We start from the raw sequence: 19632 nt of genomic DNA, 5'->3' as shown, positions 1-19632 counted from the left end.
GCTGGGGATGATGCATGGAGGCGCCGGGCTGAGGGGGACTTGTGCCGAGTGAATCCGAACGAGGCGATTCCCGGTTGGGCGGCCGTGCCGGTCGGGTCGGTGCCGCGCTCGTCGCCGTCGGGTGTCTGGCGCCCGTACTGGCGGTGATCGTCGGGGTGGTGAGCCTCGTCGTCCACTACGCGGTCAGGACGCCCACCTCGCCGTACCAGGTGGTGTTCTCGACGCCCGGCACCGAATGCGGCGAGGGCGACGCCGAGGACGAGGAGCTCATCATCGACCGGGAGACGGGTGAGGTGCTGTACTGCGGCGTCCTCCCCCCCGATCGGCGTCGAGGGGAGGACGCGGGCCAGTGGGGTGTTCTCCGCCGAGGAGGTCGCCCGGGTCACGGGGGTGTCGACGACGCTCGCCGCGGACGGTGGCCTGGACGACGGGGAACGGGCCAACGTGGAGCGGTTGGTCGCGGGATCGGCCGGGAGAACGGCTTTGACAAGACGGAACAGACGTTGCTGGAGCGCGTGACGTGGCGGGCCGGGCTCTACGGCGTCGTCGGAGGTCTCGCCGCGCTGATCTGCCTCGGCCTGTGGGCGCACTACATCGAGGGGCCGACCGGTTCGCGATGAGCCCGCACGGTGCCGTCCCACTGCCAGTTCGCGCGCCTGGGCAGCCCGGGCAGCGGGATCCGGCCCGTGCACCACAGCAGGGTGTCGAACGGGGTGTGCCCGGTTGGTGCCTCCGGGAAGAGCCGGTCGACGACGGTGGCGGCGAGGCCGTCAGGCGGGGCCCACCGCAGGCCGAGGGCCCGGGCGATGTCGTGCGTGTGGACGGTGAGTTCGGTGATTCCCATGGCGGCGAACCCGGTGGCGTCGGAGTGTCCCCAAGGGTGCCAGGCGCGCGCGTCGGGGGCCGTGTCGCGGACGGTGGAGGCGAGGAGGGTGGCGGCGATCCGCAGGCCCTCAAGGCAGTCAGGGACGGTGGCCCCGGGATCGAGCGAGGCGAAGAGGGTGACATAGCGGTCGGTGGGCCGGGAGACGAGCAGGCCGGTGTAGCCGACCAGGCCGAGTGCGAGGTGGTCGAGCGTCTCGCGGCAGGTCCAGTCGAGGCCCTGGGCGGGGCGTGACCAGTCCTCCTCGGCTCCCTGGCGGAGGGTGTCAAGGCACGCGTCGGTGGCGGTCGACAGCAGGCCCGTCCATGCTGCGTGGTCATCTCGCGTCCGCCGGACGCCGCAGGACCTCGATCACGCTGGCGTAGCTGTCCGAGCCGTGGCCGGCGGCCCTCGCCCGTTCCATGGTCGACTTCAGCAGCTCCGGCAGCGCGTTGTCGACGCCCCGGGCCGCCGCCGCGTGGATGAGGTGCTCGACGGCCGCGATCTGCACGTCGACGGTGGCGTCGTCCCCCGGGTAGCGGCCGGCGTCCACCTGCGGCGCGTAGGTGGTCAGGAACCCCGACACGGCGGTCAGCCAGCGGAGCGCGACGGGGGTGAAGGCCGTGGCCGGGGTCTTTTCCGCGCCGACCAGCGCGGTGCCGTGCAGCCAGCCGGTCATGGTGGCCCACATCAGGCCGAGCAGCGCGGCGTCGTAGAGGGAGGCGAGGCCCGCGTCGCTGCCCAGGTGCAGGGGGTCGCCCAGGGCCGCCAGGGTCGGGCGGTGCGCCTCGAAGACGTCGGGCGAACCGCTGTAGAGGAACATCATCTCCGGGTTGCCGACGCCGGGCGGGGTGGTCATGATCGCGCCGTCGAGATAGTCGGCGCCGTGGGACTCGGCCCAGGTGACGGCCTCATGGGCCTGCTCGGGGGAGCCCGAGGTGAGGTTGACCAGGGTCCTACCCGCCAGGGTGGCGGCGACGGGGTCGAGGACGGCGTGCAGCGCCGGGTAGTCCAGTACGCAGGCGACGGTGAGCCGGCTCGCCGTGATCGCCTCCTCGGGGGTCGCGGCCAGCCGGGCGCCCCGCTCGACCAGCGGCCAGGACCGGTGCGCGGACCGGTTCCACACGGTGGTCGGGTGGCCCCGGTCGAGCAGCGCGGCTGCCAGCGCCGAGCCCATGGAACCGAGGCCGATGACGGTGACGGCCTGTCGATCAGTGGTCATATCGACAACTCCTCCTGTGCCTTACGTCCGCACGCGGCGGTGATCACGTGAGGAACACGCTCGCAGCCCGCGGCGGGCGGCAGAAGTGACACGGGTGACAGCATCCGCCAAATTCCTGCCATACGCTTCGGGGCATGAGCGTCGGTACTGTCGCGGTGGTCGTGACCGAGGAGATCGGGGTCCCCTCGTGGGACCTGTACGAGCTGAGCATCCCCTGCACCGTCTTCGGGAAGCCGCAGCCCGATCTGGCCGACCCCTGGTACGAGTTGCGGCTGTGCGGCACCGGAGCGGGGGAGGGGGAGGGCGGTACGGGCGGCCTCGGGCTCTTGTTGCGGACCCGCTACGGGCTCGACGACCTCGCCGACGCCGACACGGTCATCGTGCCGTCGGTGCCCGACTCCTGCGTCGACGAGGGCAGGCCGCTGCCGCCGGAGCTGATCACGGCCCTGCGCCGCGCCTATGACGCGGGCGCCCGCATGGTCTCCCTGTGCACCGGCGCCTTCGCGCTCGCCGAGGCGGGGCTGCTCGACGGTCGCCGCGCCACCGCCCACTGGATGCACACGGCCCAACTGGCCGAGCGGTACCCGAAGGTGGACGTCGACGAGTCGGTGCTCTACGTGGACGACGGCGACGTGCTGACCAGCGCCGGTCTGACCGCCGGCCTCGACCTGTGCCTGCACCTGGTGCGCCGCGACCTCGGCGCGCACGTCGCCAACCAGTTGGCCCGCCGGATGGTGGTGCCCGCCCACCGGCCCGGTGGCCAGGCGCAGTACATCGAGTTGTCCGTGCCCACCAGGGACGACGAGGGGCTCGGCCCGGTGCTCGACTGGGCCCGGGCCCACCTGGACCGGCCGCTGACGGTCGAGGACCTGGCGCGGCGGGCCGCGATGAGCCCGCGCACGTTCTACCGGCGGCTCCAGGCGGCCACCGGGACGACGCCCCTGCGGTGGCTTCTCGACCAACGCCTGGGTCGGGCGCGGGAGTTGCTGGAGTCGACGGACCTCCCGATCGAGAAGGTCGGGGAGCTGAGCGGCCTCGGCACGGCCAACAACCTCCGCCACCACTTCCTCAGGCAGCTCGGGGTGTCACCGGGCGCCTACCGCCGGGCCTTCCCGGCCCGATGACCCTTCAGTCGAGCCAGGTGCCCGTCCAGTCGTAGAGCGGCGCCGTGGTCGCGTACTCCCTGAGGTAGGCGATCCGCTCCCCTTCGAGCCTGGCGATCGTCGCGCCCTCGAACGTGGCCGCCCTGCCCTGCCAGGTGCAGGAGAAGACCCATTCGGCGGTGAGCACCTCGCCGGTCGACGACCGCCAGGTGATCTCCCAGTCGTCGACCGAGCCGCCGGCGCCGAACCAGGCGTGCATCCACTGCTCGACCCGCTGCCGGCCGTGGTAGACCGGGCCGTAGGACTCGATGACCACGCAGTCGTCGGTCAGCGTGGCCAGCACTCCGGCCACGTCGTGGCGTCGCCACGCGTCGATGTAGGCGTGCAGTCTCACGGTCGACTCACAGCAGGCCCAGAAGGACGGGGAGCTTGCGCATGTCGTCGAAGACGACGGTGTCGGGGCCGGCCAGCCAGTCGGCCGGGGTGAGGCCGCCGGCGTAGCCGAAGGAGCGCATGCCGGCGGCGCGGGCGGCCTGGACGCCGTACTGGCTGTCCTCGACCACCGCGCAGCGGGCGGGGGCGACGCCCATGCGCTCGGCGGCGTGCAGGAAGAGGTCGGGGGCCGGCTTGCCGCGGGCGACCTCGGAGGCGCTGAAGACGCGGCCGGCGAAGCGGTCGTAGAGGCCGGTGCGGGTGAGGGTGCGCCGCATCTTGTCGTGGCCGCCGCTGGAGGCGATGCAGTGCGGGATGGTGATCGCCGCCAGCGCCTCGCTGATGCCGGCCACCTCGGTGAGCTCCGTGTCGATGACCTCGGCGAGCCGCAGCCGGTACTGCTCGCCCCAGGTGGCCGCGGCCGCCTCGCCGAGGCGCTCGGCGATCTGGGCCTGGACGGCGCGCTCCGAGCGGCCGAGGAAGCGGTCGACGATCTCGCGCTCGGTCAGCGGCCAGCCGAGCTCCGTGCCGAGCTCGACGCAGACGCGCAGCGCGAGGGGTTCGCTGTCGACCAGCACGCCGTCGCAGTCGAAGATGACGAGGTCGATCGAGGGATGAGAAGGAGCGCCCACCCGGGCAGCCTAACCGTAAACCGATGGCACCCCGAGGGGCGGGGCCAATACAACGGGGCCATGGGGATCTGGACCGACAAGTTCTTCGCGCCCGCGACGCCCGCGCTGCTCGACCGCGAGGCGTTCGGGCGTCTGGTGGTCGACCTGGCCAGGGAGCGTGTGGTGCGCACCCCCTGGTCGCTGCTCGCGGGGACGCTGTGCGTCAACGCCAGCATCAACTGGGGGAGCGTCAGCGGGGAGGCCCGCTGGGACCGGCCGCCCGTCGGGACGGTGCTGCGCACGGAGCACTTCGGACTGGTAGACGACCGGCCGCCGCCCTGGGGCGACTCGCACGAGGAGGCGCGGCTGCTGGCCACCGGGGAGGCCATCCTCGACGTGCTGCCGGCGCTGCGGGCGGCCCCGTACGGGAGGGCGGACGTGGCGGTGGTCTTCCCGCATCTGGACTTCGGCAACAGGGCCATCGCCGACCACTACTGGGGGGAGGACCACCGGACGACGCTGGTGGCCTTCGCGCTGGCCAGGACGCAGCACCGGCCGCTGGACGCCAATGACACCGCTCTTCCCGGCGGGCCGACGCATCCGGTGCTGACCTGTGTGGTCCACACCTACAAGATCGCGCCCGACGAGCCGCCCCCGCCCCTGCTCTCCGTCGTCTCCCGCCACCTCGGCCCCGAACTGGTCAGCGGCAGGACCTGGGGGTGAGGGCCGGCCCGCTGAGCGCCGATCGCGGTGTCGTCAGGGGGAGTTGACACCGCTCCTTTTCAGCCGGGGAACGGCCGGGGCGATCGGCGTCACATGCCGGATGACCTGCGTGTTCGCCTTAATCGTACTAACGTTCGATGGCTGGTTTATGGTGGACCGGAAACGGTGCTGGGACAGGGGGGCCGGGTGTGACGGGAGGTGCGGGTGGCCATGGGCGGCGCCAGCTTCGCCGGCTTCGCGCACCTGCGCGTCGCGTCCGGGTTCTCCGCGCGCTACGGGGCCTCGCACCCCGAGCGTCTTGCCGAGCGGGCCGCGGAGCGCGGCATGACGGCGCTGGCGCTGACCGACCGGGACACCCTCGGTGGGGCCGTGCGCTTCGCCAGGGCGTGCGCGGAGGTCGGGGTGCGGCCGCTGTTCGGGGTCGAGCTCGCCGTGGCGCAGCCGGGCGGGGAGCCGGCGAGGGAACGGCGCAGGACGCCGGTGCGCGGCGGCGCTTTCCTGGACGAGTCGGCGCCCCGAGCGGTCTTCCTGGCCAGGGACGGCGCGGCCGGCTGGGCCCGGCTGTGCCGCCTGGTCACCGCCGCGCACGGGGCGGGGCCCGGGGAGCGGCCCGTGCTGCCGTGGGCCGAGACGCACGGTGAGGGGCTGATCGTGTTGCTCGGACCCGACACCCCGACCGGTCGCGCGCTGGCCGCCGGCCGGCCCGACCTGGCGGCCCGGCTGCTCGCCCCCTGGCGCGAGGCCTTCGGGGACGCCGCGCTGCGCGTCGAGGTCGACGCGGCCGGCCCGCCGCGCGACGCGGCGCGGGCGCTGCGGCTGGCCGCGGAGACCGGCGTCGCGCCCGTGCTGACCAACCGGGTGCGCTACGCCGACCCTGGGCAGGGCCCGGTGGCCGACGTGCTGGACGCCGCCCGCCGGCTGCGGCCCATCGACCCGCGCGGCCCCAGGGACGGTGGCGACGCGTGGCTGCGCGGCCCGGACGAGATGGCCAGGGCCGCCGAGCGGATCGCCGAGGCCGCCGGCTACGGCCCGGCCGCGGCCCGCCGGCTGCTCGAACTCACCGCCGAGACCGCGGCCGCCTGCCGGGTGCACCCGGAGCACGACCTGGGCATCGGCGGCGTCCGCTTCCCCGAGCCGCGCCTGGTCGGCGCCGCTCACCGCACCGCCGACCGGGTGCTGCGCTCCCGCTGCGCCGCCGGCATGGTGGCCCGTCGCTACGACCGCGACCGGGAGCGCTGGGCGCGGCTCGACGAGGAGCTGGACACCATCGCCCAGCTCGGCTTCGCCTCGTACTTCCTGACCGTCGCGCAGGTCGTCGACGACATCCGGGGCCTCGGCATCCGGGTCGCGGCCCGCGGCTCGGGGGCCGGCTCGCTGGTCAACCACCTGCTGGGCATCGCGAACGCCGACCCGGTGGAGCACGGCCTGCTGATGGAGCGGTTCCTCTCGCCGCGCCGCGCCGTGCTGCCGGACATCGACGTCGACGTGGAGTCGGCCCGCAGGATCGAGGCGTACCGGGCGATCCTCGACCGCTTCGGCGAGCGGCGCGTCGCCACCGTCGCCATGCCCGAGACCTACCGGGTGCGGCACGCGGTGCGGGACGTGGGCCTGGCGCTCGGCCTCGACCCGGCCGAGGTGGACCGGCTCGCCAAGGCGTTCCCGCACATCAGGGCCAGGGACGCGCGCGCCGCGCTGGCCGAGCTGCCGGAGCTGCGCGGCGTGGACGTGGACCGGCACGGGCCCCGGTTCTGGGAGCTGGTGGAGGCGCTGGACGCGCTGCCGCGCGGCGTCGCGATGCACCCGTGCGGGGTGCTGCTCTCGGACGCCTCGCTGCTCGAGCGCACCCCGGTGGTGCCCACGAGCGGCGAGGGCTTCCCCATGTCCCAGTTCGACAAGGACGACGTGGAGGACCTGGGGTTGCTCAAGCTCGACGTGCTTGGGGTGCGGATGCAGTCGGCGATGGCGCACGCGGTGCGCGAGACGGAGCGGGCCACCGGGGTCCGGATCGACCTGGACCGGGTGCCGCCCGACGACCAGGCGACCTACGAGCTGATCCGCTCGACCGAGACGCTCGGCTGCTTCCAGATCGAGTCGCCGGGACAGCGCGACCTCGTCGGCCGGCTCCAGCCGAGCACCTTCCACGACCTCGTTGTCGACATATCGCTCTTTCGGCCCGGTCCTGTCGCCGCCGACATGGTGCGCCCCTTCATCGAGGCCAGGCACGGCCGCCGCCCGGTGCGCTACCCGCACCGGGACCTGGAGCCGGTGCTGCGCGAGACCCACGGCGTGGTGGTCTTCCACGAGCAGATCATCGGAGTCCTCGCCCAACTCACCGGATGCGACCGGGCGATGGCCGACGAGGCCAGGCGGGCGCTCTCCGACGGGGAGCGGCAGCCGCGGGTCCGCGAGTGGTTCGCGGCCGGGGCGGCGGCGCGCGGCTACGCGCCCGACGTCATCGAGCGCACCTGGGAGATCGTCGAGGCCTTCGGCTCCTACGGCTTCTGCAAGGCGCACGCGGTCGCGTTCGCCGTGCCCACCTACCAGTCGGCCTGGCTCAAGGCGCACCACCCGGCCGCCTTCTACGCCGGGCTGCTCGCGCACGACCCGGGCATGTACCCCAAGCGGCTGCTGCTGGCCGACGCGCGTCGGCGCGGGGTGCCGGTGCTGCCGCTGGACGTGAACGCTTCGGACGCCACCTATCGAATCGAACTGGAGTCCGAATCTGAGGTGTGGGGGATCAGGTTGGCCCTCGGCGAGGTGAAGGGCATCACCGAGGAGGAGGCGGAACGGATCGCCGCCGGCCGGCCCTACACCTCCCTCACCGACCTGTTCCGCCGCGGCGCCCCCTCCCGCCCCGTCGCCGAACGGCTCGCCAAGGTCGGCGCGTTGGACGCCTTCGGCGACAACCGCCGCGACCTGCTGCTGCACATCGCCGAGCTGCACCGGCAGCGCCGGGGCGCCGGGGTCGGCGGCGACGGCCGTCAACTGCCGTTCGGCGACGCCGCGCGCACCCCGCCGGCCGGGCTGCCCGACCTGGACGCGGACGAGCGGCTCGGCGCCGAGCTCGGCGTGCTCGGCATGGAGACCTCCCGCCACCTGATGGCCGACCACCGGGCGCTGCTGACGGAGTTGGGCGCGCTGTCGGCCCGCCGGCTGCGCGACGCGGCGCACGGCGACACGGTGCTGGTCGCCGGGGCCAAGGCGGCCACCCAGACCCCGCCGATCAGGTCCGGCAAGCGGGTGATCTTCGCCACCCTGGACGACGACACGGGCCTGGTCGACCTGGCCTTCTTCGAGGACAGCCACGCCGCCTGCGCGCACACCGTCTTCCACTCCTGGCTGCTGCTGGTGCGCGGCACGGTCCAGCGGCGCGGGCCGCGCACCCTGAGCGTGGTCGGCCAGGCCGCCTGGGACCTGGCCGAGCTGGCCGAACTCCGCCGCACCGGCGGCCTTGACGCGGTCGCGGAACGGCTCGCGGCCCCGCCGGAGCGGGAGGAGGGCGCCGAGGACGACGGGGCCGGCGAGGACGACGGGGCCGGGGGCATCGAGGAGTCGACAGACGGTTCCGGGGACGAAGCGGTGGGGCGACGGATCGAGTTGTCGACCGGATACACCCTCCACCCCTGGGCCGACCTGCGCCCGGCGGGCGACTCCGCCAAGGCCGCCGCCCGCAAGCTGTGGCACGCCAGCCCGGGGAGCGCCGGATGACCGGGTCCGTGCTCCACGTCCGCTTCCCCGGCTGCCCGCCCGAGCGCTACCCCGCGCTGCTGCGGCTGCTGCACGGCATCACCCCCGTCGTCCAGGCCCTGCCGCCCGACGCCGCGCTCGCCGACGTCCGGGGCGCCCAGCGGTACTTCGGCCTGGACGCGGTCCAACTCGCCCGCCTGATCCGGGTGCGGGCGCTCGCCCTGCACGGCGCCGACTGCGCGGTCGGCGTCGCGGGCAACCCCCTGCTCGCCCGGCTGGCCGCCGGCCGACTCGGCCGCGAGCCCGGCGTGTTCGCCGTGCCCGACACCCCGGACGGGGTCGCCGGCTTCCTCGCCGACCAGCCCGTCACGGCGCTGCCCGGGGTGGGCCGGGCGACCGCGCGCGCCCTGGCCGGGTACGGCCTGGAGACCGCGGGCCAGGTCGCCGCCGCGCCGCCCGCCACTCTCCAGCGCATCCTCGGCGCCACGACGGCCCGGCGGGTTCGGGAGACGGCCGGGGGCGTCGACCCGACCCCGGTCACGCCCAGCGCGCCCGCCCACACCGTGGCGGCCGAACACCGCTTTGACCATGACGAGTTGGACGCGGGGCGGCGGCGCAGGGCGCTGCTCACCCTCGCGAACGAAGTCGGCTACCGGCTGCGGGAGTCGGGCCGGACCACCCGCGCGCTCACCCTCACCGTTCACTACGCCGACCTGACCGCCACCACCCGCGCCCGGGCCCTGCCTGAACCGACCGCGCACACCCCCGCGTTGGTCGGCGTGGCCTACGCGCTGCACGACGCGCTCGGGCTCCAGCGGGCCAGGGTCAGGGCGGTCGCGCTGCGGGCGGAGGAACTCGACGACGCGGCCCGCGCCACCCGCCAGCTCTCCCTCGACCCGCGCGACGAGCGCCGCCGCCGCGCCGAGGCGGCGGCCGACCGCGCCCGCCGCCGCTTCGGCCCCCGGGCCGCGGGCCCGGCCGGGGTGCTGGACGTGGCATGAGGGAGTGGTGTGAGGGAGTGGCGTGAGGGAGCGGCGTGCAATGCGGCGGAAGTGTGTCGCATTCTTCACCGTCGGGCAGGTGGGCAGGCGGGTTACCCGCTCGTAGCTTGACGAGTACTCGGCAGTAACCGTGGTCCGGACCGCGTGGTGCCACCCCCATGGAGTTCAGCGAGGAGACCACGCCATGCTGTCCAGGAAACGCGTGTCACCGTGCTCCGCCCGGCTGTTGGCCGGCCTGGCGCTCGCCCTTCCGCTCCTGCTCGTCCCCGGCGCCGCCGGCGCCTCCGCCTCGTCCTCGGCGGGCGGCTGGAACGACGCGGACTGCGTCCCGGTCGCCGCGCACTCCAGGCCCGTCGTTCTGGTCCACGGCACGGGCGCCAACGGCACGGTCAACTGGCTCGGCCTCGCGCCCTACCCGGCCGACCGCGGCTGGTGCGTCCACTCCTCAGATATCTCCGAGGGAGCTCCCGGATTTAGTCTGGAGGGGAGTGGGATCTCCGCGGAGCGGGGGCAGGGGAGGGCGATCCCCCGCTGGGGTGGATCGCCGCGCGTGCACGGTGTGTAGGCGCGTCCATACGGGTGGTAGGGTCAGGGTGTCCGGGCGGTGATAACCAAGCCGTTCGGGTCTACCGCCGGGCTGGCGGGACGTCAGGTCTGTGGAGCTGGCGTAAGACCGATGGTTGGCACTCCAACCCTTGCCGTTTGTTCGGGTCGGCGGCTGTCGATGAAGCAGAAAGCTCAACTCGCGAGGGTTGAATCCTTTGGCTTTGGCTGAGGGAGAAGTCAAGACCGAGCTCAACGCCGGTGGCTACACCGTGCACGGCGTCACGTGTGCGGTGATCGCCACCCGCTACGACGAGATCGTCACGCCCTACCGCTCGCAGTTCATCGACGAGCCGGGGGTGCGGAACGTGCTGCTCCAGGACCTGTGTCCGGTCGACTTCTCCGAGCACGCGGCGATCGGCCTGCTGAGCCGGGTGGCCTTCCCCACGAGACGGCCAACGCGCTCGACCCGGCCGGCGCCGAGCCGACCGACTGCGGCGACCTGCTCGGATAGCGGCGGGGCCAGGAGGAGAGAGGGATTGCGGCGGGATGTCGGTGCCACCGCCTCCCCGGGGGTGGGGGGGATTGAGGGAGGCGGTGGCACCGGTCCTGACATGCCGACACCAGGAACGTTAGCCATGCTCCGGGGCGTTGTCTGCCCTCTTATGGTCCCGTTAAGGGATGGCTCAGGAGCGGTTAAAGGATCCCGCGTGAGGTCGGGTGCGGTTGACATGGTTAGGTATGCCTAACCTAAATTATCCTGCGGAGTCGCGCCGTCACCCACGCCCGTCACGGCTCTCCACCCCGTCGCGAGACCCGCGCAGTGATCCAGCCGCCAAGACAAGGGACACCCCGAGAACCCATGAGCATGCCCGGCCACGCCCCACTCGTGCCCGTGCCCCCGACCCTCCTGGAACCCGATCTGCTGGCCGCCGACCCCGCCGGCCTCGCGGAGGTGGGACGGCTCGTCACCGAGCTGACCAGGGAGGCCGCCGGCGCCCTCCGCCGTCGCACAGGACCGCTCCCGGCCCTCACCCCACGGGAGTTGTCCCGCCTGCTGGACGACGAACTGCCAGAGGGCCCACTCCCCGCCACCGGCCGCGGACGCGAGGCGGTCCTCTCGCTCGCCCGCTCCTACGCCGCCTACACCGTGGACCTCGCCGACCCGCGCGCCGCCGCCCACCTCCAGCCCCCGGCCCTGAGCGTCGCCGCCGCCGCCGACGTGCTCGCCTCCGTCTTCAACGCCTCGGTCGACACCTGGGACAGCGGCCCCTACGCCGTCGAGATCGAACGCCGGCTCGTCGGCTCGCTCACCGAACTCGCCGGCTACGGCCCGGGCGCCGACGGCGTGTTGACCCCGGGCGGCACCGCCTCCAACCTCCAGGCTCTGCTGATAGCCAGGGACGCCGCGCTGCGCGCCCACCGCGACATACGGGGCGGCGGGCTGGCCGGCCTCGACGCGCGCCCCGTCGTCTACTGCTCGGAACTCGCCCACTTCTCCGTCGCCCGCGCCTGCGCCGTGCTCGGCCTCGGCGAGGACGCGGTACGCACCGTCCCCGTCGACGGCGCCCACCGGATGCGGCCCGCCGAACTCGAACGCGCCCTGCGGTCGCTGGCCCCGAACGAGGTGCCGATAGCGGTCGTCGCCACCGCCGGCACCACCGACTACGGCTCCATCGACCCGCTGCCCGAACTCGCCGCCATCGCCCACCGCGCCGGCACCCGGCTGCACGTGGACGCGGCCTACGGCGGCGGCGCGCTCTTCTCCGAGCGGCTGCGCCCGCTGCTCGACGGCATCGAGGCCGCCGACACCATCACCATGGACCTGCACAAGACCGCCTGGCAGCCGGCCGCCGCCAGCGCGCTACTGGCCCGCGACGCACGGGACTTCGCCGCCACCACCGGGCTGCGGGTCGGCTACCTCAACCCCGACGACGACGGCGCCGCCGGCTACGACGGGCTGCTCGGCAACTCGATGGCCACCACCCGCAGGGCCGACGCCTTCAAGGTCGCCGCTACCTTCCTCGCCCTCGGCCGCGAGGGCATCGGTGCCATGCTCGACGCCTGCCACGATCTCGCCAGGGACGCCGCCGCCGCCGTCGAGGCCCACCCCAGGCTCGAACTCACCACCCAACCGGCGCTCACCACCGTGGTCTTCCGCTACGTGCCGCGCGCCGGAGGCGTCTCGGACGCGGTCAACGGCGCGCTGCGCCGCCGACTGCTGACCGGGGGCGCGGCGCTGATCGGCCGCACCGACGTGAAGACCGCCGAACCCGGCACGGGCACCGTCCGGTTGAAGCTCACCCTGCTCAACCCCCAGGCCACCGCGACCGACATCGACGAACTACTCGCCGCGGTGGACGCGGCCGGCCAGGCCGTGGAGGGCCAACTGTGAGCGAGAGAACCGCCGAAGAACCGATACTCGACCTCGCGGCCGTCGGCGTCGGGCCGTTCAACCTCTCCCTCGCCGCGCTCGCCGACGAGGTCGAGGGGCTCGCCTTCGAGGCATACGACCAGCGCCCCGCCTACGACTGGCATCCCGGGCTGATGTTCGACTGGGCCTCGCTCCAGGTGAGCTTCCTCGCCGACCTGGTCTCGCTGATCCGGCCCACCAGCCGCTGGTCGTTCCTCAACTACCTGGTCGAACACGACCGGATGTACCCCTTCTACATCGCCGAGCGCTTCCACGTGCCGCGCCGCGAGTACGCCGACTACTGCGCCTGGGTGGCCGGCCGGCTGCCGTCGCTGCGCTTCGCCACCTCCGTGGACGAGGTGCGCTGGCTCGCCGACCGCGACCTGTGGGAGCTGACGCTGCGCCACACCGACACCGGCGCGACGAGCACCAGGCTCGCCCGCGCCATCACGCTGGGCGTGGGCACGGAGCCCTACCTGCCGCCCGCGCTCGCCGGCGTCGCGGGGGAGCGGGTCTTCCACTCGGGTGAGCACCTGCACCGGGTGGCGGAGCTGACCGAGGTGGGCGTCCGGCACGTCACGGTGGTCGGCTCCGGGCAGTCCGGCGCCGAGGTCTTCCTCGACCTGGTCCGCCGGCAGCGCGAGGCCGGCTGGGCGGTCACCTGGCTCACCCGCTCCTGGGGGTTCGCGCCGCTCGACTACTCGAAGCTGGTGCTCGAGTACACCACGCCCGCCTACATGCGGTACTTCAACGGCCTCGAACCCGCCGTCCGGGACCGGCTGATCGCCTCCCAGTGGCAGCTGTACAAGGGCATCGACAGCGAGACCATCGACCTGATCCACAACGAGCTCTACGACCACCTGCTGGACGGCGACCGGCCGCCGATCACCCTGCTGCCCGCCACCGCCGTGCGGGCCGCCGCGCCGGCCGGCGACGGTCTGCGGCTCACCACCCACCACGCGGACACCGGCCGCGGGGCCGAGATCGAGACGGGCGCGGTGATCGCCGCCACGGGCTACGCGCCGCGCCGCCCGGAGTGCCTGGCCCCGGTGGAGAAGCTGATCGCCTGGGACGAGCAGGGCCGTTACGACGTCAGCGAGGGGCACCGGATCCGCACCGTGCCCGAGGTGGGCGCCGGCCTCTACGTGCAGAACGCCGAACTGCACACGCACGGCGCCGCGGCGCCCGACCTCGGCATCGGCGCCTACCGCGGCGCGCTCATCCTGAACGCGGTCGCCGGCCGGGACGTCTTCCGCGTCCCGCGCCGCACCGCGTTCCAGACCTTCGGCCCGGCGCCGGGCTAGCCACGCCCGCGTGGAGGAGCCGCCGGCGCCTCGGCGCCGGCGGCCTGGACTTCGCGGCCGTCGTCTTCGCCACCCCGCGCTGGGGGAGCGCTCAGCCCAGCTGTATCGAGCGCTTGGCCAGGCCGCCCCAGAAGCCGTCGATGACGGTGCGCTGGGTGGCCAGGTCGGCCTCGCCCGCGCCGAGCGCCACGAACAGCGGCGCGAAGTGCTCGGTGCGCGGGTGGGCGAGGCGGCCGGCCGGGGCCGCGTGCTCGAAGTCGAGCAGCGCGTCGACGTCACCGCCGGCCAGCGCCTCCCGGCCCCAGGCGTCGAACTCCCGCGACCAGGCCGGGGCCTGGTCGGGGTCGGTGGTCCGGGTCATCTCGGACAGGTTGTGGGTGAAGAAGCCACTGCCCACGATCAGCACGCCCTCGTCCCGCAGCGGCGCGAGCCGGCGGCCGAGCCGCAGCAGCCGCCGCGGGTCGAGGGTGGGCATGGACAGCTGCAGCACTGGGATGTCGGCCTTCGGGAACATCTCGGCCAGCGGCACGTAGGCGCCGTGGTCGAGCCCCCGGTCGGGCGCCTCGTGCACCGGGGTGCCGGGCCCGTCGAGCAGGCCGCGCACGGCGGCCGCCAACTCGGGGGCGCCGGGCGCCGGATAGCTGACCCGGTAGTAGCGCTCGGGGAAGCCCCAGAAGTCGTAGACCAGCGGCACCGTGGTGGTGGCGCCGACCGTGACCGGTGCGGCCTCCCAGTGCGCGGAGACGATCAGGATCGCCCTCGGCCGGGGAAGACCGGCCGACCAGGCGGCCAGCTGGCCGGTCCACAGCGCGTCGTCGGCGAGGGGCGGCGCGCCGTGGCTGAGGTAGACGACGGGCATCCGGCCCTCGATGGCCGGGCCTTCGCTGACTGTCATGGCGATACCTGCGATTCGTCCGGGGTGGTGCGTCTCGGGTGGTGCGGTGCGGGTCAGCTGCGGAAGAACAGCACGATGCCGGCGACGGCGAGGCCGAACGCCAGGGCGACCGCGCCGGTGGCCAGCCGGTGCTCGCGCAGCGGGGCCAGCGGCAGGTGCGGGTCGACGGCGTAGCGACCGGGCCCGGTGAGCGCGAGCGAGGCGGCGCCGAGGCCGAGCAGCAGCGGGTACTCGATGCCCGCCGGGGCGAAGAAGCCGGCGTCCCAGTGGGCCGAGACGATGACGTTCAGCATCGTGCCGACCACGGCGGCGCCGGCCAGCGGGGTGAGGAGGCCGAGCGCCAGGCCGAGGCCGCCCAGGGTCTCCGAGAGGCCGGCCACCAGGGCCATGGTGCGCCCCGACGGGTAGCCGAGGGACTCGAAGAACATGCCGGTGCCGTCGAGTCCTGAGCCGTCGAACCAGCCGAACAGCTTCTGCGTGCCGTGCGCGGCGATGGTCAGGCCGACGGCCAGGCGGAGCAGCAGCAGCCCGGTGTCGTGGGCCGGCGCGGCGGCGGCCTGGGCCTGGGCCGGCGCGGGCGCCGTCGGCGTGGTCGTCGTCGTGGGGGAGGTCATCGAGCTGTCTCCTGTGGGTGGGGGTTCCGAGCACTGGTTCAAATTCGAAGAACCGGTCCTCACCGTAGCAGGGTGATTCCAATTTGAACAACATGCCTATGATGGCGGCATGAAGGAGACCCGGTGGCTCGACGAGCGGGAGATGGCGGCCTGGACGGCGTTCCTGGAGGCCAGTCACCGCGTCTTCCGCAGCGTGGAGCAGCAGCTCAAGGACGACGCCGGGCTCTCCCACCCCCAGTACGAGATCCTGGTCAAGCTGGGCGCGGCGGGGGAGGCGGGCATCCGGATGACCGAGCTCGCCGACTCCCTGATCACCTCGAAGAGCGGCCTCACCTACCAGGTCGGCCAGCTGGAGAAGCGCGGCCTGGTGGCCCGCCGCGCCTGCCCGACGGACGTGCGCGGCGTCACGGCCACCCTCACCGAGGCCGGCCGCACCGCCCTCACCGAGGCGGCGCCCGGCCATGTGGCCCGCGTCCGCGAGGCCCTGATCGACAGCCTCGACCAGGACGAGCTCACGACCCTCGCCCGAGCGTTCGGCCGCGTCGGCCAACGGCTTCGCGAGCACTGACCGCCGGCCGGCCGCCTCGGGTCCGCCCGGCGAGGGCTACGGCAGAATCGGTGCCGTGAACCTCAGCATCGACCCGGGCGCCTCCGCCCCGCCGTACGAACAGCTGCGCGCCCAGATCGCGGCGCAGGCCAGGAGCGGGGAGCTGCCGGTCGGCCACCGACTGCCGACGGTCCGTGCCCTCGCCGGCGAGCTGGGCCTCGCCGCCAACACGGTGGCCAAGGCCTACCGGACCCTGGAGGCCGACGGCGTCGTCGAGACCAGGGGCCGGCATGGCACCTTCGTGGCCGCGGCCCGAGACGCCGCCGCGCGGGAGGGTGCGGCGGCGGCCCGGGCCTATGTGGAGCGGGTCAGCCGGTTGGGCCTGGACCGGGACGCGGCGCTTGAGCACGTCGCCGAGGCGATCCGCGCGGTGTACGGCTGATCCACCGCTCTGGCGATCCGGGCCGTCCGCCCTGGGCCCCCGTGTACCCGGGAGGGCGGCCCGGATCCGTCACACGCGCGACGCGCCGCCGCCCCACAGCCAGACCGTGGTGTCGGTGGGCAGCAGCCCACCGGTGATCCGGTCGCTGGACAGCAGCACGCCCCACTTGCGGGGCAGCGGGAACGGCTCCTCCGAGAAGTTCACCGCGCACCGCAGCACCGAGGAGCGCTCGAACGACAGGACCCCCTCCGGCGCCTCCAGCCAGCGCAGCGTCCCGCTGTCGAAGCCGGGCTGCTCGCTCCGCAGCCGCAGCGCCGCCCGGTACAGCTCGAGCATCGAACCCGGCGTGCCCGACTGGAACTGCGCGCTGAACTTCTCCCACTCCGCCGGCTGCGGAAGCCACGGCGGCTCGCTGCCGCGCCGCGCGAAGCCGAACGGGCTCTCGGAGCCCGACCACGGCAGCGGCACCCGGCACCCGTCGCGGCCCCGGACCGTGTGGCCCGAGCGACCCCACAGCGGATCCTGGATCGCCTCGTCCGGTAGGTCCTCGACCTCCCACAGGCCGAGCTCCTCGCCCTGGTAGAGGTAGGAGCTGCCCGGCAGCGCCAACATCAGCAGCGCCGCCGCCCGCGCCCGCCGGGTACCCAGGTCCCGGTCCGAGTGGCCGTAGTCGGTCCGGTAGGGGTCCTGGCTGGTGTCCCGACGCCCATACCGTGTGACATGGCGCGTCACGTCATGGTTGGACAACACCCAGGTGGCCGGGGCCCCCACCTCGGCGAGCGAGCCGACGCTGCGGTCGATGACCTCGCGGATCGACTTGAACTCCCACGGCGACCTCAGGAACGCGAAGTTGAAGGCCGTGTGCAGCTCGTCCGCCCGCAGGTAGCGGGCCGTCTGGTCGTCCGACGAGTTGGCCTCGGCGCAGAACACCCGGTCCCCGGCGTAGGATTCGGCGATCTTGCGCCAGGACTGGTAGATTTCGTGCAGCCCCTCCTGGTTCCAGTGCGGGTGGCCCTCCTTCCAGGGGCCCTTCTCGAAGACGGCGTCCTCGGGGATCCCGATGTCGGGCAGCGCCGGGTCCTTGACGAGGCCGGAGGCCACGTCGATCCGGAAGCCGTCCACACCGCGGTCGAACCAGAACCGCAGGATCGACTCGAACTCGGAACGGACGTCCCGGTTGGCCCAGTTGAGGTCGGGCTGCTCGGCCGAGAACAGGTGCAGGTACCACTGTCCTGGCGTGCCGTCCGGCTCGGTGACCCTGGTCCAGGCCGAACCGCCGAACCGGCTGCGCCAGTCGTTGGGCGGCAGGGCGCCGTCCGGCCCCCGACCGTCGCGGAAGTGGTAGCGCTCGCGCTCGGGCGAGCCGGGCGCGGCGCCTAACGCCTCGACGAACCAGGGGTGTCGGTCGGAGGTGTGGTTGGGCACGATGTCGAGGACGACACGGACGCCGAGCGCGTGGGCCTCGGCGATCATCTCCTCGCCCTCGGCGAGGGTGCCGAACACCGGATCGATCGCCCGGAAGTCCGTCACGTCATAGCCGCCGTCGGCCATGGGAGACGGGTACCACGGCGTGATCCACACGGCGTCGACGCCCAACTCCTTGAGGTACGGCAGGCGGGCGCGCAGGCCGGCGATGTCGCCGACGCCGTCCCCGTTGCCGTCCGCGAAGCTGCGGATATAGACCTGATAGATCACGGCGGTACGCCACCAGGGCATGGCCGTGTTCTCCTGAATGCGGGTGCGGGGCACGTATCTTCCATTCCTCTTGCGAGTTGACCCTGGAAAATGCGCGGTTGGAGCGGCTCACCGCGCAGTAGTGCGGCTGTGCTGGTCCGGTTCGGGTCCCGGCCGGGGTGAGAGCGGATTTCGAGGACGCGCGACACGAGCCGCGCCGGTGGTGCCCCGGACGACAAGCCGGGTCGGCACCACGACCTGAGTCGGTTCCTCGCTCTCGCCCGACAACGCGTCGAGGATCTGCTGAGCGAGCAACTCGCCCTGATGGGCTACGGGTTGAGCAATGGTGGTGAGATTGAGCAACTCGGCCGTCTCGTGGTCGTCGAATCCGACGACCGAGACGTCCTCCGGGGTGCGCAGCCCCATCCGGCCCAGCGTGCGCAGCGCGCCGAACGCCATCTGGTCCGACTCCGCGAAGACCGCGGTCGGCGGGTCCGGCAGGCTCAGCAGCTGCGCCATGGCCGAGGCGCCCTCGTCGATCGTGAGGTTGCCAGGCGCCTCGAGCTCCGGGTCGTAGGGGATGCCCGCCTGCGCCAACACCGTGCGGTAGGCGTGCTGACGCACGATCGGGGTGGTGAACCCCCGGGAGTCGCCGAGGGCGCCGGAGATCATCCCGATCCGCCGGTGGCCCAGGTTGATCAGATGCCTGACCGCCGTGCTCGCGCCCTCGGCGTTGTCGATGGAGACGTGCCAGCAGCCGGGTATGCGGGTGCCGAGCACGGCTATGGGCACTTCCATCGAGACCAGCGACTCGCACTCGGCCGCCGACAGCGGCAGGTTGAGCACGATCACCGCGTCGACGCGGCGGCGCAGCGGCATGCGGGCGAAGAACCGCTCGTGCACGCGCTCGTCGCCGAGGTTGTACAGCAGGATGTCCAGGTCGTTGGCCCGCAGCACCGAGTCGATGCCGGCCACCACCTGGCTGTAGAACCAGCGGTTGACGAACGGGAGGATGACGCCCACCGTGCCGGTCCGCCCCGAGGCCAGGGACGAGGCGTGCGGAGAGACCGCGTACGACAACTCCTCCGCGGCGCGCAGCACCCGCTCACGGGTCGCCTCCGAGACGTTCGGCAACCCGCGCAGGGCGCGGGACACGGTGGCGGTGGACACCTCCGCGCGCCGCGCGACGTCGATGATGCTGGCGGCCATAACCCTCCGATCACGGCATTGAGCCGAACGTACTGCCGATCGAGGAGGTATTGCAATCGTTTACATGAAAGGATCTTGGGTTTTCGCCGAATTGGTGCCGCTGGCAGCCAAGTTGACAGAAGAGTCGCAGGTGAAAGCTATGAAATGGATGATGTAAACGTGTGCATGCAACAAGACGACGGCCCTCCCTTTGGTGCCTTCGGCAAGGCGCTGACCACCAGCTTGGCAAGGCGGGCACCGGGAGTTGGCCGGAACGCCGAAACCCGCGCGTAACACGGCGCCGGCCGCGCCTATCCTGACGTGGCACAACGGGGAGAGTCTTGCGAGGCCAGGGGGCGCGGGGCATGGGG

The 19632-nt window shown here is 73.2% G+C and carries 17 protein-coding genes and 2 pseudogenes; 11 read left to right on the top strand and 8 right to left on the bottom strand.

Translation table 11 applies throughout. The features are described from left to right. The first annotated feature begins 41 nt into the window (after positions 1-41). Positions 42-620 carry a hypothetical protein gene (locus E1265_RS10950; protein WP_165953723.1) on the top strand — a complete coding sequence of 193 codons (579 nt, stop codon included), beginning with the start codon at positions 42-44 and terminating at the stop codon, positions 618-620. Here the strand turns inward: E1265_RS10950 and E1265_RS10945 are convergent. Both E1265_RS10945 and E1265_RS10940 read right to left on the bottom strand, forming a co-directional pair. Next, the gene (locus tag E1265_RS10945; protein ID WP_347877194.1) at positions 590-1177 is read right to left on the bottom strand and encodes a maleylpyruvate isomerase N-terminal domain-containing protein; all 588 of its coding nucleotides are present in this window, start codon (positions 1175-1177) and stop codon (positions 590-592) included. The genes E1265_RS10950 and E1265_RS10945 overlap by 31 nt on opposite strands. 22 nt (positions 1178-1199) lie before the next feature. Continuing rightward, entirely contained in the window at positions 1200-2084 is an 885-nt protein-coding gene (locus E1265_RS10940; protein WP_132930074.1) for an NAD(P)-binding domain-containing protein, read from the bottom strand. Positions 2085-2218: 134 nt separating this feature from the next. Between E1265_RS10940 and E1265_RS10935 the strand changes: the two genes are divergently transcribed. Next, positions 2219-3208, top strand: a complete 990-nt coding sequence (locus tag E1265_RS10935) for a helix-turn-helix domain-containing protein (RefSeq protein WP_132930073.1) — start codon at positions 2219-2221, stop codon at positions 3206-3208. A gap of 4 nt (positions 3209-3212) precedes the next feature. Here E1265_RS10935 and E1265_RS10930 read toward each other — a convergent pair whose 3' ends face one another. Together E1265_RS10930 and E1265_RS10925 are read right to left on the bottom strand one after the other, a co-directional pair. Further along, on the bottom strand, positions 3213-3581 hold the full coding sequence (locus E1265_RS10930) for a nuclear transport factor 2 family protein (protein WP_132930072.1): 369 nt from the start codon (positions 3579-3581) through the stop codon (positions 3213-3215). Positions 3582-3588: 7 nt separating this feature from the next. Beyond that, entirely contained in the window at positions 3589-4251 is a 663-nt protein-coding gene (locus E1265_RS10925; protein ID WP_207931041.1) for an HAD family hydrolase, read from the bottom strand. A gap of 60 nt (positions 4252-4311) precedes the next feature. On the opposite strand from E1265_RS10925, the gene E1265_RS10920 reads away from it, so the two are divergent. From E1265_RS10920 to E1265_RS10895, 7 genes and pseudogenes are all read left to right on the top strand, one after another. Further along, positions 4312-4953 (top strand): hypothetical protein, encoded by a 642-nt coding sequence (locus E1265_RS10920; RefSeq protein ID WP_132930071.1) that lies wholly within the window; start codon positions 4312-4314, stop codon positions 4951-4953. 210 nt (positions 4954-5163) lie between these two features. Further along, positions 5164-8661 carry a DNA polymerase III subunit alpha gene (locus E1265_RS10915; RefSeq protein ID WP_132930070.1) on the top strand — a complete coding sequence of 1166 codons (3498 nt, stop codon included), beginning with the start codon at positions 5164-5166 and terminating at the stop codon, positions 8659-8661. After that, positions 8658-9641, top strand: a complete 984-nt coding sequence (locus E1265_RS10910; protein ID WP_132930069.1) for a helix-hairpin-helix domain-containing protein — start codon at positions 8658-8660, stop codon at positions 9639-9641. The genes E1265_RS10915 and E1265_RS10910 overlap by 4 nt, the downstream gene beginning before the upstream one ends. Positions 9642-9825: 184 nt before the next feature. Beyond that, positions 9826-10092 (top strand): annotated as a pseudogene (locus tag E1265_RS38880) (lipase); the annotation flags it as partial. A 337-nt stretch (positions 10093-10429) separates the two neighbouring features. After that, positions 10430-10698: pseudogene (locus E1265_RS38875) on the top strand (lipase); the annotation flags it as partial. Positions 10699-11079: 381 nt separating this feature from the next. Further along, complete coding sequence (locus tag E1265_RS10900) at positions 11080-12579, top strand: pyridoxal-dependent decarboxylase (protein ID WP_165953722.1); 1500 nt, start codon at positions 11080-11082, stop codon at positions 12577-12579. After that, entirely contained in the window at positions 12576-13901 is a 1326-nt protein-coding gene (locus tag E1265_RS10895) for a SidA/IucD/PvdA family monooxygenase (protein ID WP_132930067.1), read from the top strand. Before E1265_RS10900 ends, E1265_RS10895 begins: the two co-directional genes overlap by 4 nt. Positions 13902-13992: 91 nt before the next feature. On the opposite strand, the gene E1265_RS10890 is transcribed toward E1265_RS10895, so the two are convergent. Beyond that, complete coding sequence (locus E1265_RS10890) at positions 13993-14796, bottom strand: class III extradiol ring-cleavage dioxygenase (RefSeq protein ID WP_132930066.1); 804 nt, start codon at positions 14794-14796, stop codon at positions 13993-13995. Positions 14797-14849: 53 nt separating this feature from the next. Further along, a complete protein-coding gene (locus E1265_RS10885) occupies positions 14850-15410 on the bottom strand; it encodes a DoxX family protein (RefSeq protein WP_132930065.1) in 561 nt (186 codons plus the stop codon). A 109-nt stretch (positions 15411-15519) separates the two neighbouring features. Between E1265_RS10885 and E1265_RS10880 the strand changes: the two genes are divergently transcribed. Both E1265_RS10880 and E1265_RS10875 read left to right on the top strand, forming a co-directional pair. Next, on the top strand, positions 15520-15978 hold the full coding sequence (locus E1265_RS10880; RefSeq protein WP_132930064.1) for a MarR family transcriptional regulator: 459 nt from the start codon (positions 15520-15522) through the stop codon (positions 15976-15978). 55 nt (positions 15979-16033) lie between these two features. After that, positions 16034-16399, top strand: a complete 366-nt coding sequence (locus E1265_RS10875; protein ID WP_243740688.1) for a GntR family transcriptional regulator — start codon at positions 16034-16036, stop codon at positions 16397-16399. A gap of 69 nt (positions 16400-16468) precedes the next feature. Here E1265_RS10875 and E1265_RS10870 read toward each other — a convergent pair whose 3' ends face one another. Together E1265_RS10870 and E1265_RS10865 are read right to left on the bottom strand one after the other, a co-directional pair. Further along, positions 16469-18115, bottom strand: coding sequence for a glycoside hydrolase family 13 protein (locus E1265_RS10870; RefSeq protein ID WP_132930088.1), 1647 nt, complete (start codon positions 18113-18115; stop codon positions 16469-16471). Positions 18116-18202: 87 nt separating this feature from the next. Next, positions 18203-19282 (bottom strand): LacI family DNA-binding transcriptional regulator, encoded by a 1080-nt coding sequence (locus E1265_RS10865; protein ID WP_132930061.1) that lies wholly within the window; start codon positions 19280-19282, stop codon positions 18203-18205. Positions 19283-19632 lie beyond the last annotated feature (350 nt).

This window comes from Streptomyces sp. 8K308 (genome assembly GCF_004348315.1).
Classification (GTDB): domain Bacteria; phylum Actinomycetota; class Actinomycetes; order Streptomycetales; family Streptomycetaceae; genus Streptomyces.
The sequence above is the reverse complement of the archived record's forward strand: the minus strand, read 5'-3'. Positions and strand labels throughout refer to the sequence as shown.

What these genes read in the sequence shown, in the direction of transcription:
- E1265_RS10910 (WP_132930069.1), top strand. Translation starts at nt 8,658, where the DNA reads ATGACCGGGTCCGTGCTCCACGTCCGCTTCCCCGGCTGCCCGCCCGAG.
- E1265_RS10920 (WP_132930071.1), top strand. Translation starts at nt 4,312, where the DNA reads ATGGGGATCTGGACCGACAAGTTCTTCGCGCCCGCGACGCCCGCGCTG.
- E1265_RS10870 (WP_132930088.1), bottom strand. Translation starts at nt 18,115, where the DNA reads ATGCCCTGGTGGCGTACCGCCGTGATCTATCAGGTCTATATCCGCAGC.
- E1265_RS10890 (WP_132930066.1), bottom strand. Translation starts at nt 14,796, where the DNA reads ATGACAGTCAGCGAAGGCCCGGCCATCGAGGGCCGGATGCCCGTCGTC.
- E1265_RS10865 (WP_132930061.1), bottom strand. Translation starts at nt 19,282, where the DNA reads ATGGCCGCCAGCATCATCGACGTCGCGCGGCGCGCGGAGGTGTCCACC.
- E1265_RS10880 (WP_132930064.1), top strand. Translation starts at nt 15,520, where the DNA reads ATGAAGGAGACCCGGTGGCTCGACGAGCGGGAGATGGCGGCCTGGACG.
- E1265_RS10940 (WP_132930074.1), bottom strand. Translation starts at nt 2,084, where the DNA reads ATGACCACTGATCGACAGGCCGTCACCGTCATCGGCCTCGGTTCCATG.
- E1265_RS10935 (WP_132930073.1), top strand. Translation starts at nt 2,219, where the DNA reads ATGAGCGTCGGTACTGTCGCGGTGGTCGTGACCGAGGAGATCGGGGTC.
- E1265_RS10915 (WP_132930070.1), top strand. Translation starts at nt 5,164, where the DNA reads ATGGGCGGCGCCAGCTTCGCCGGCTTCGCGCACCTGCGCGTCGCGTCC.
- E1265_RS10885 (WP_132930065.1), bottom strand. Translation starts at nt 15,410, where the DNA reads ATGACCTCCCCCACGACGACGACCACGCCGACGGCGCCCGCGCCGGCC.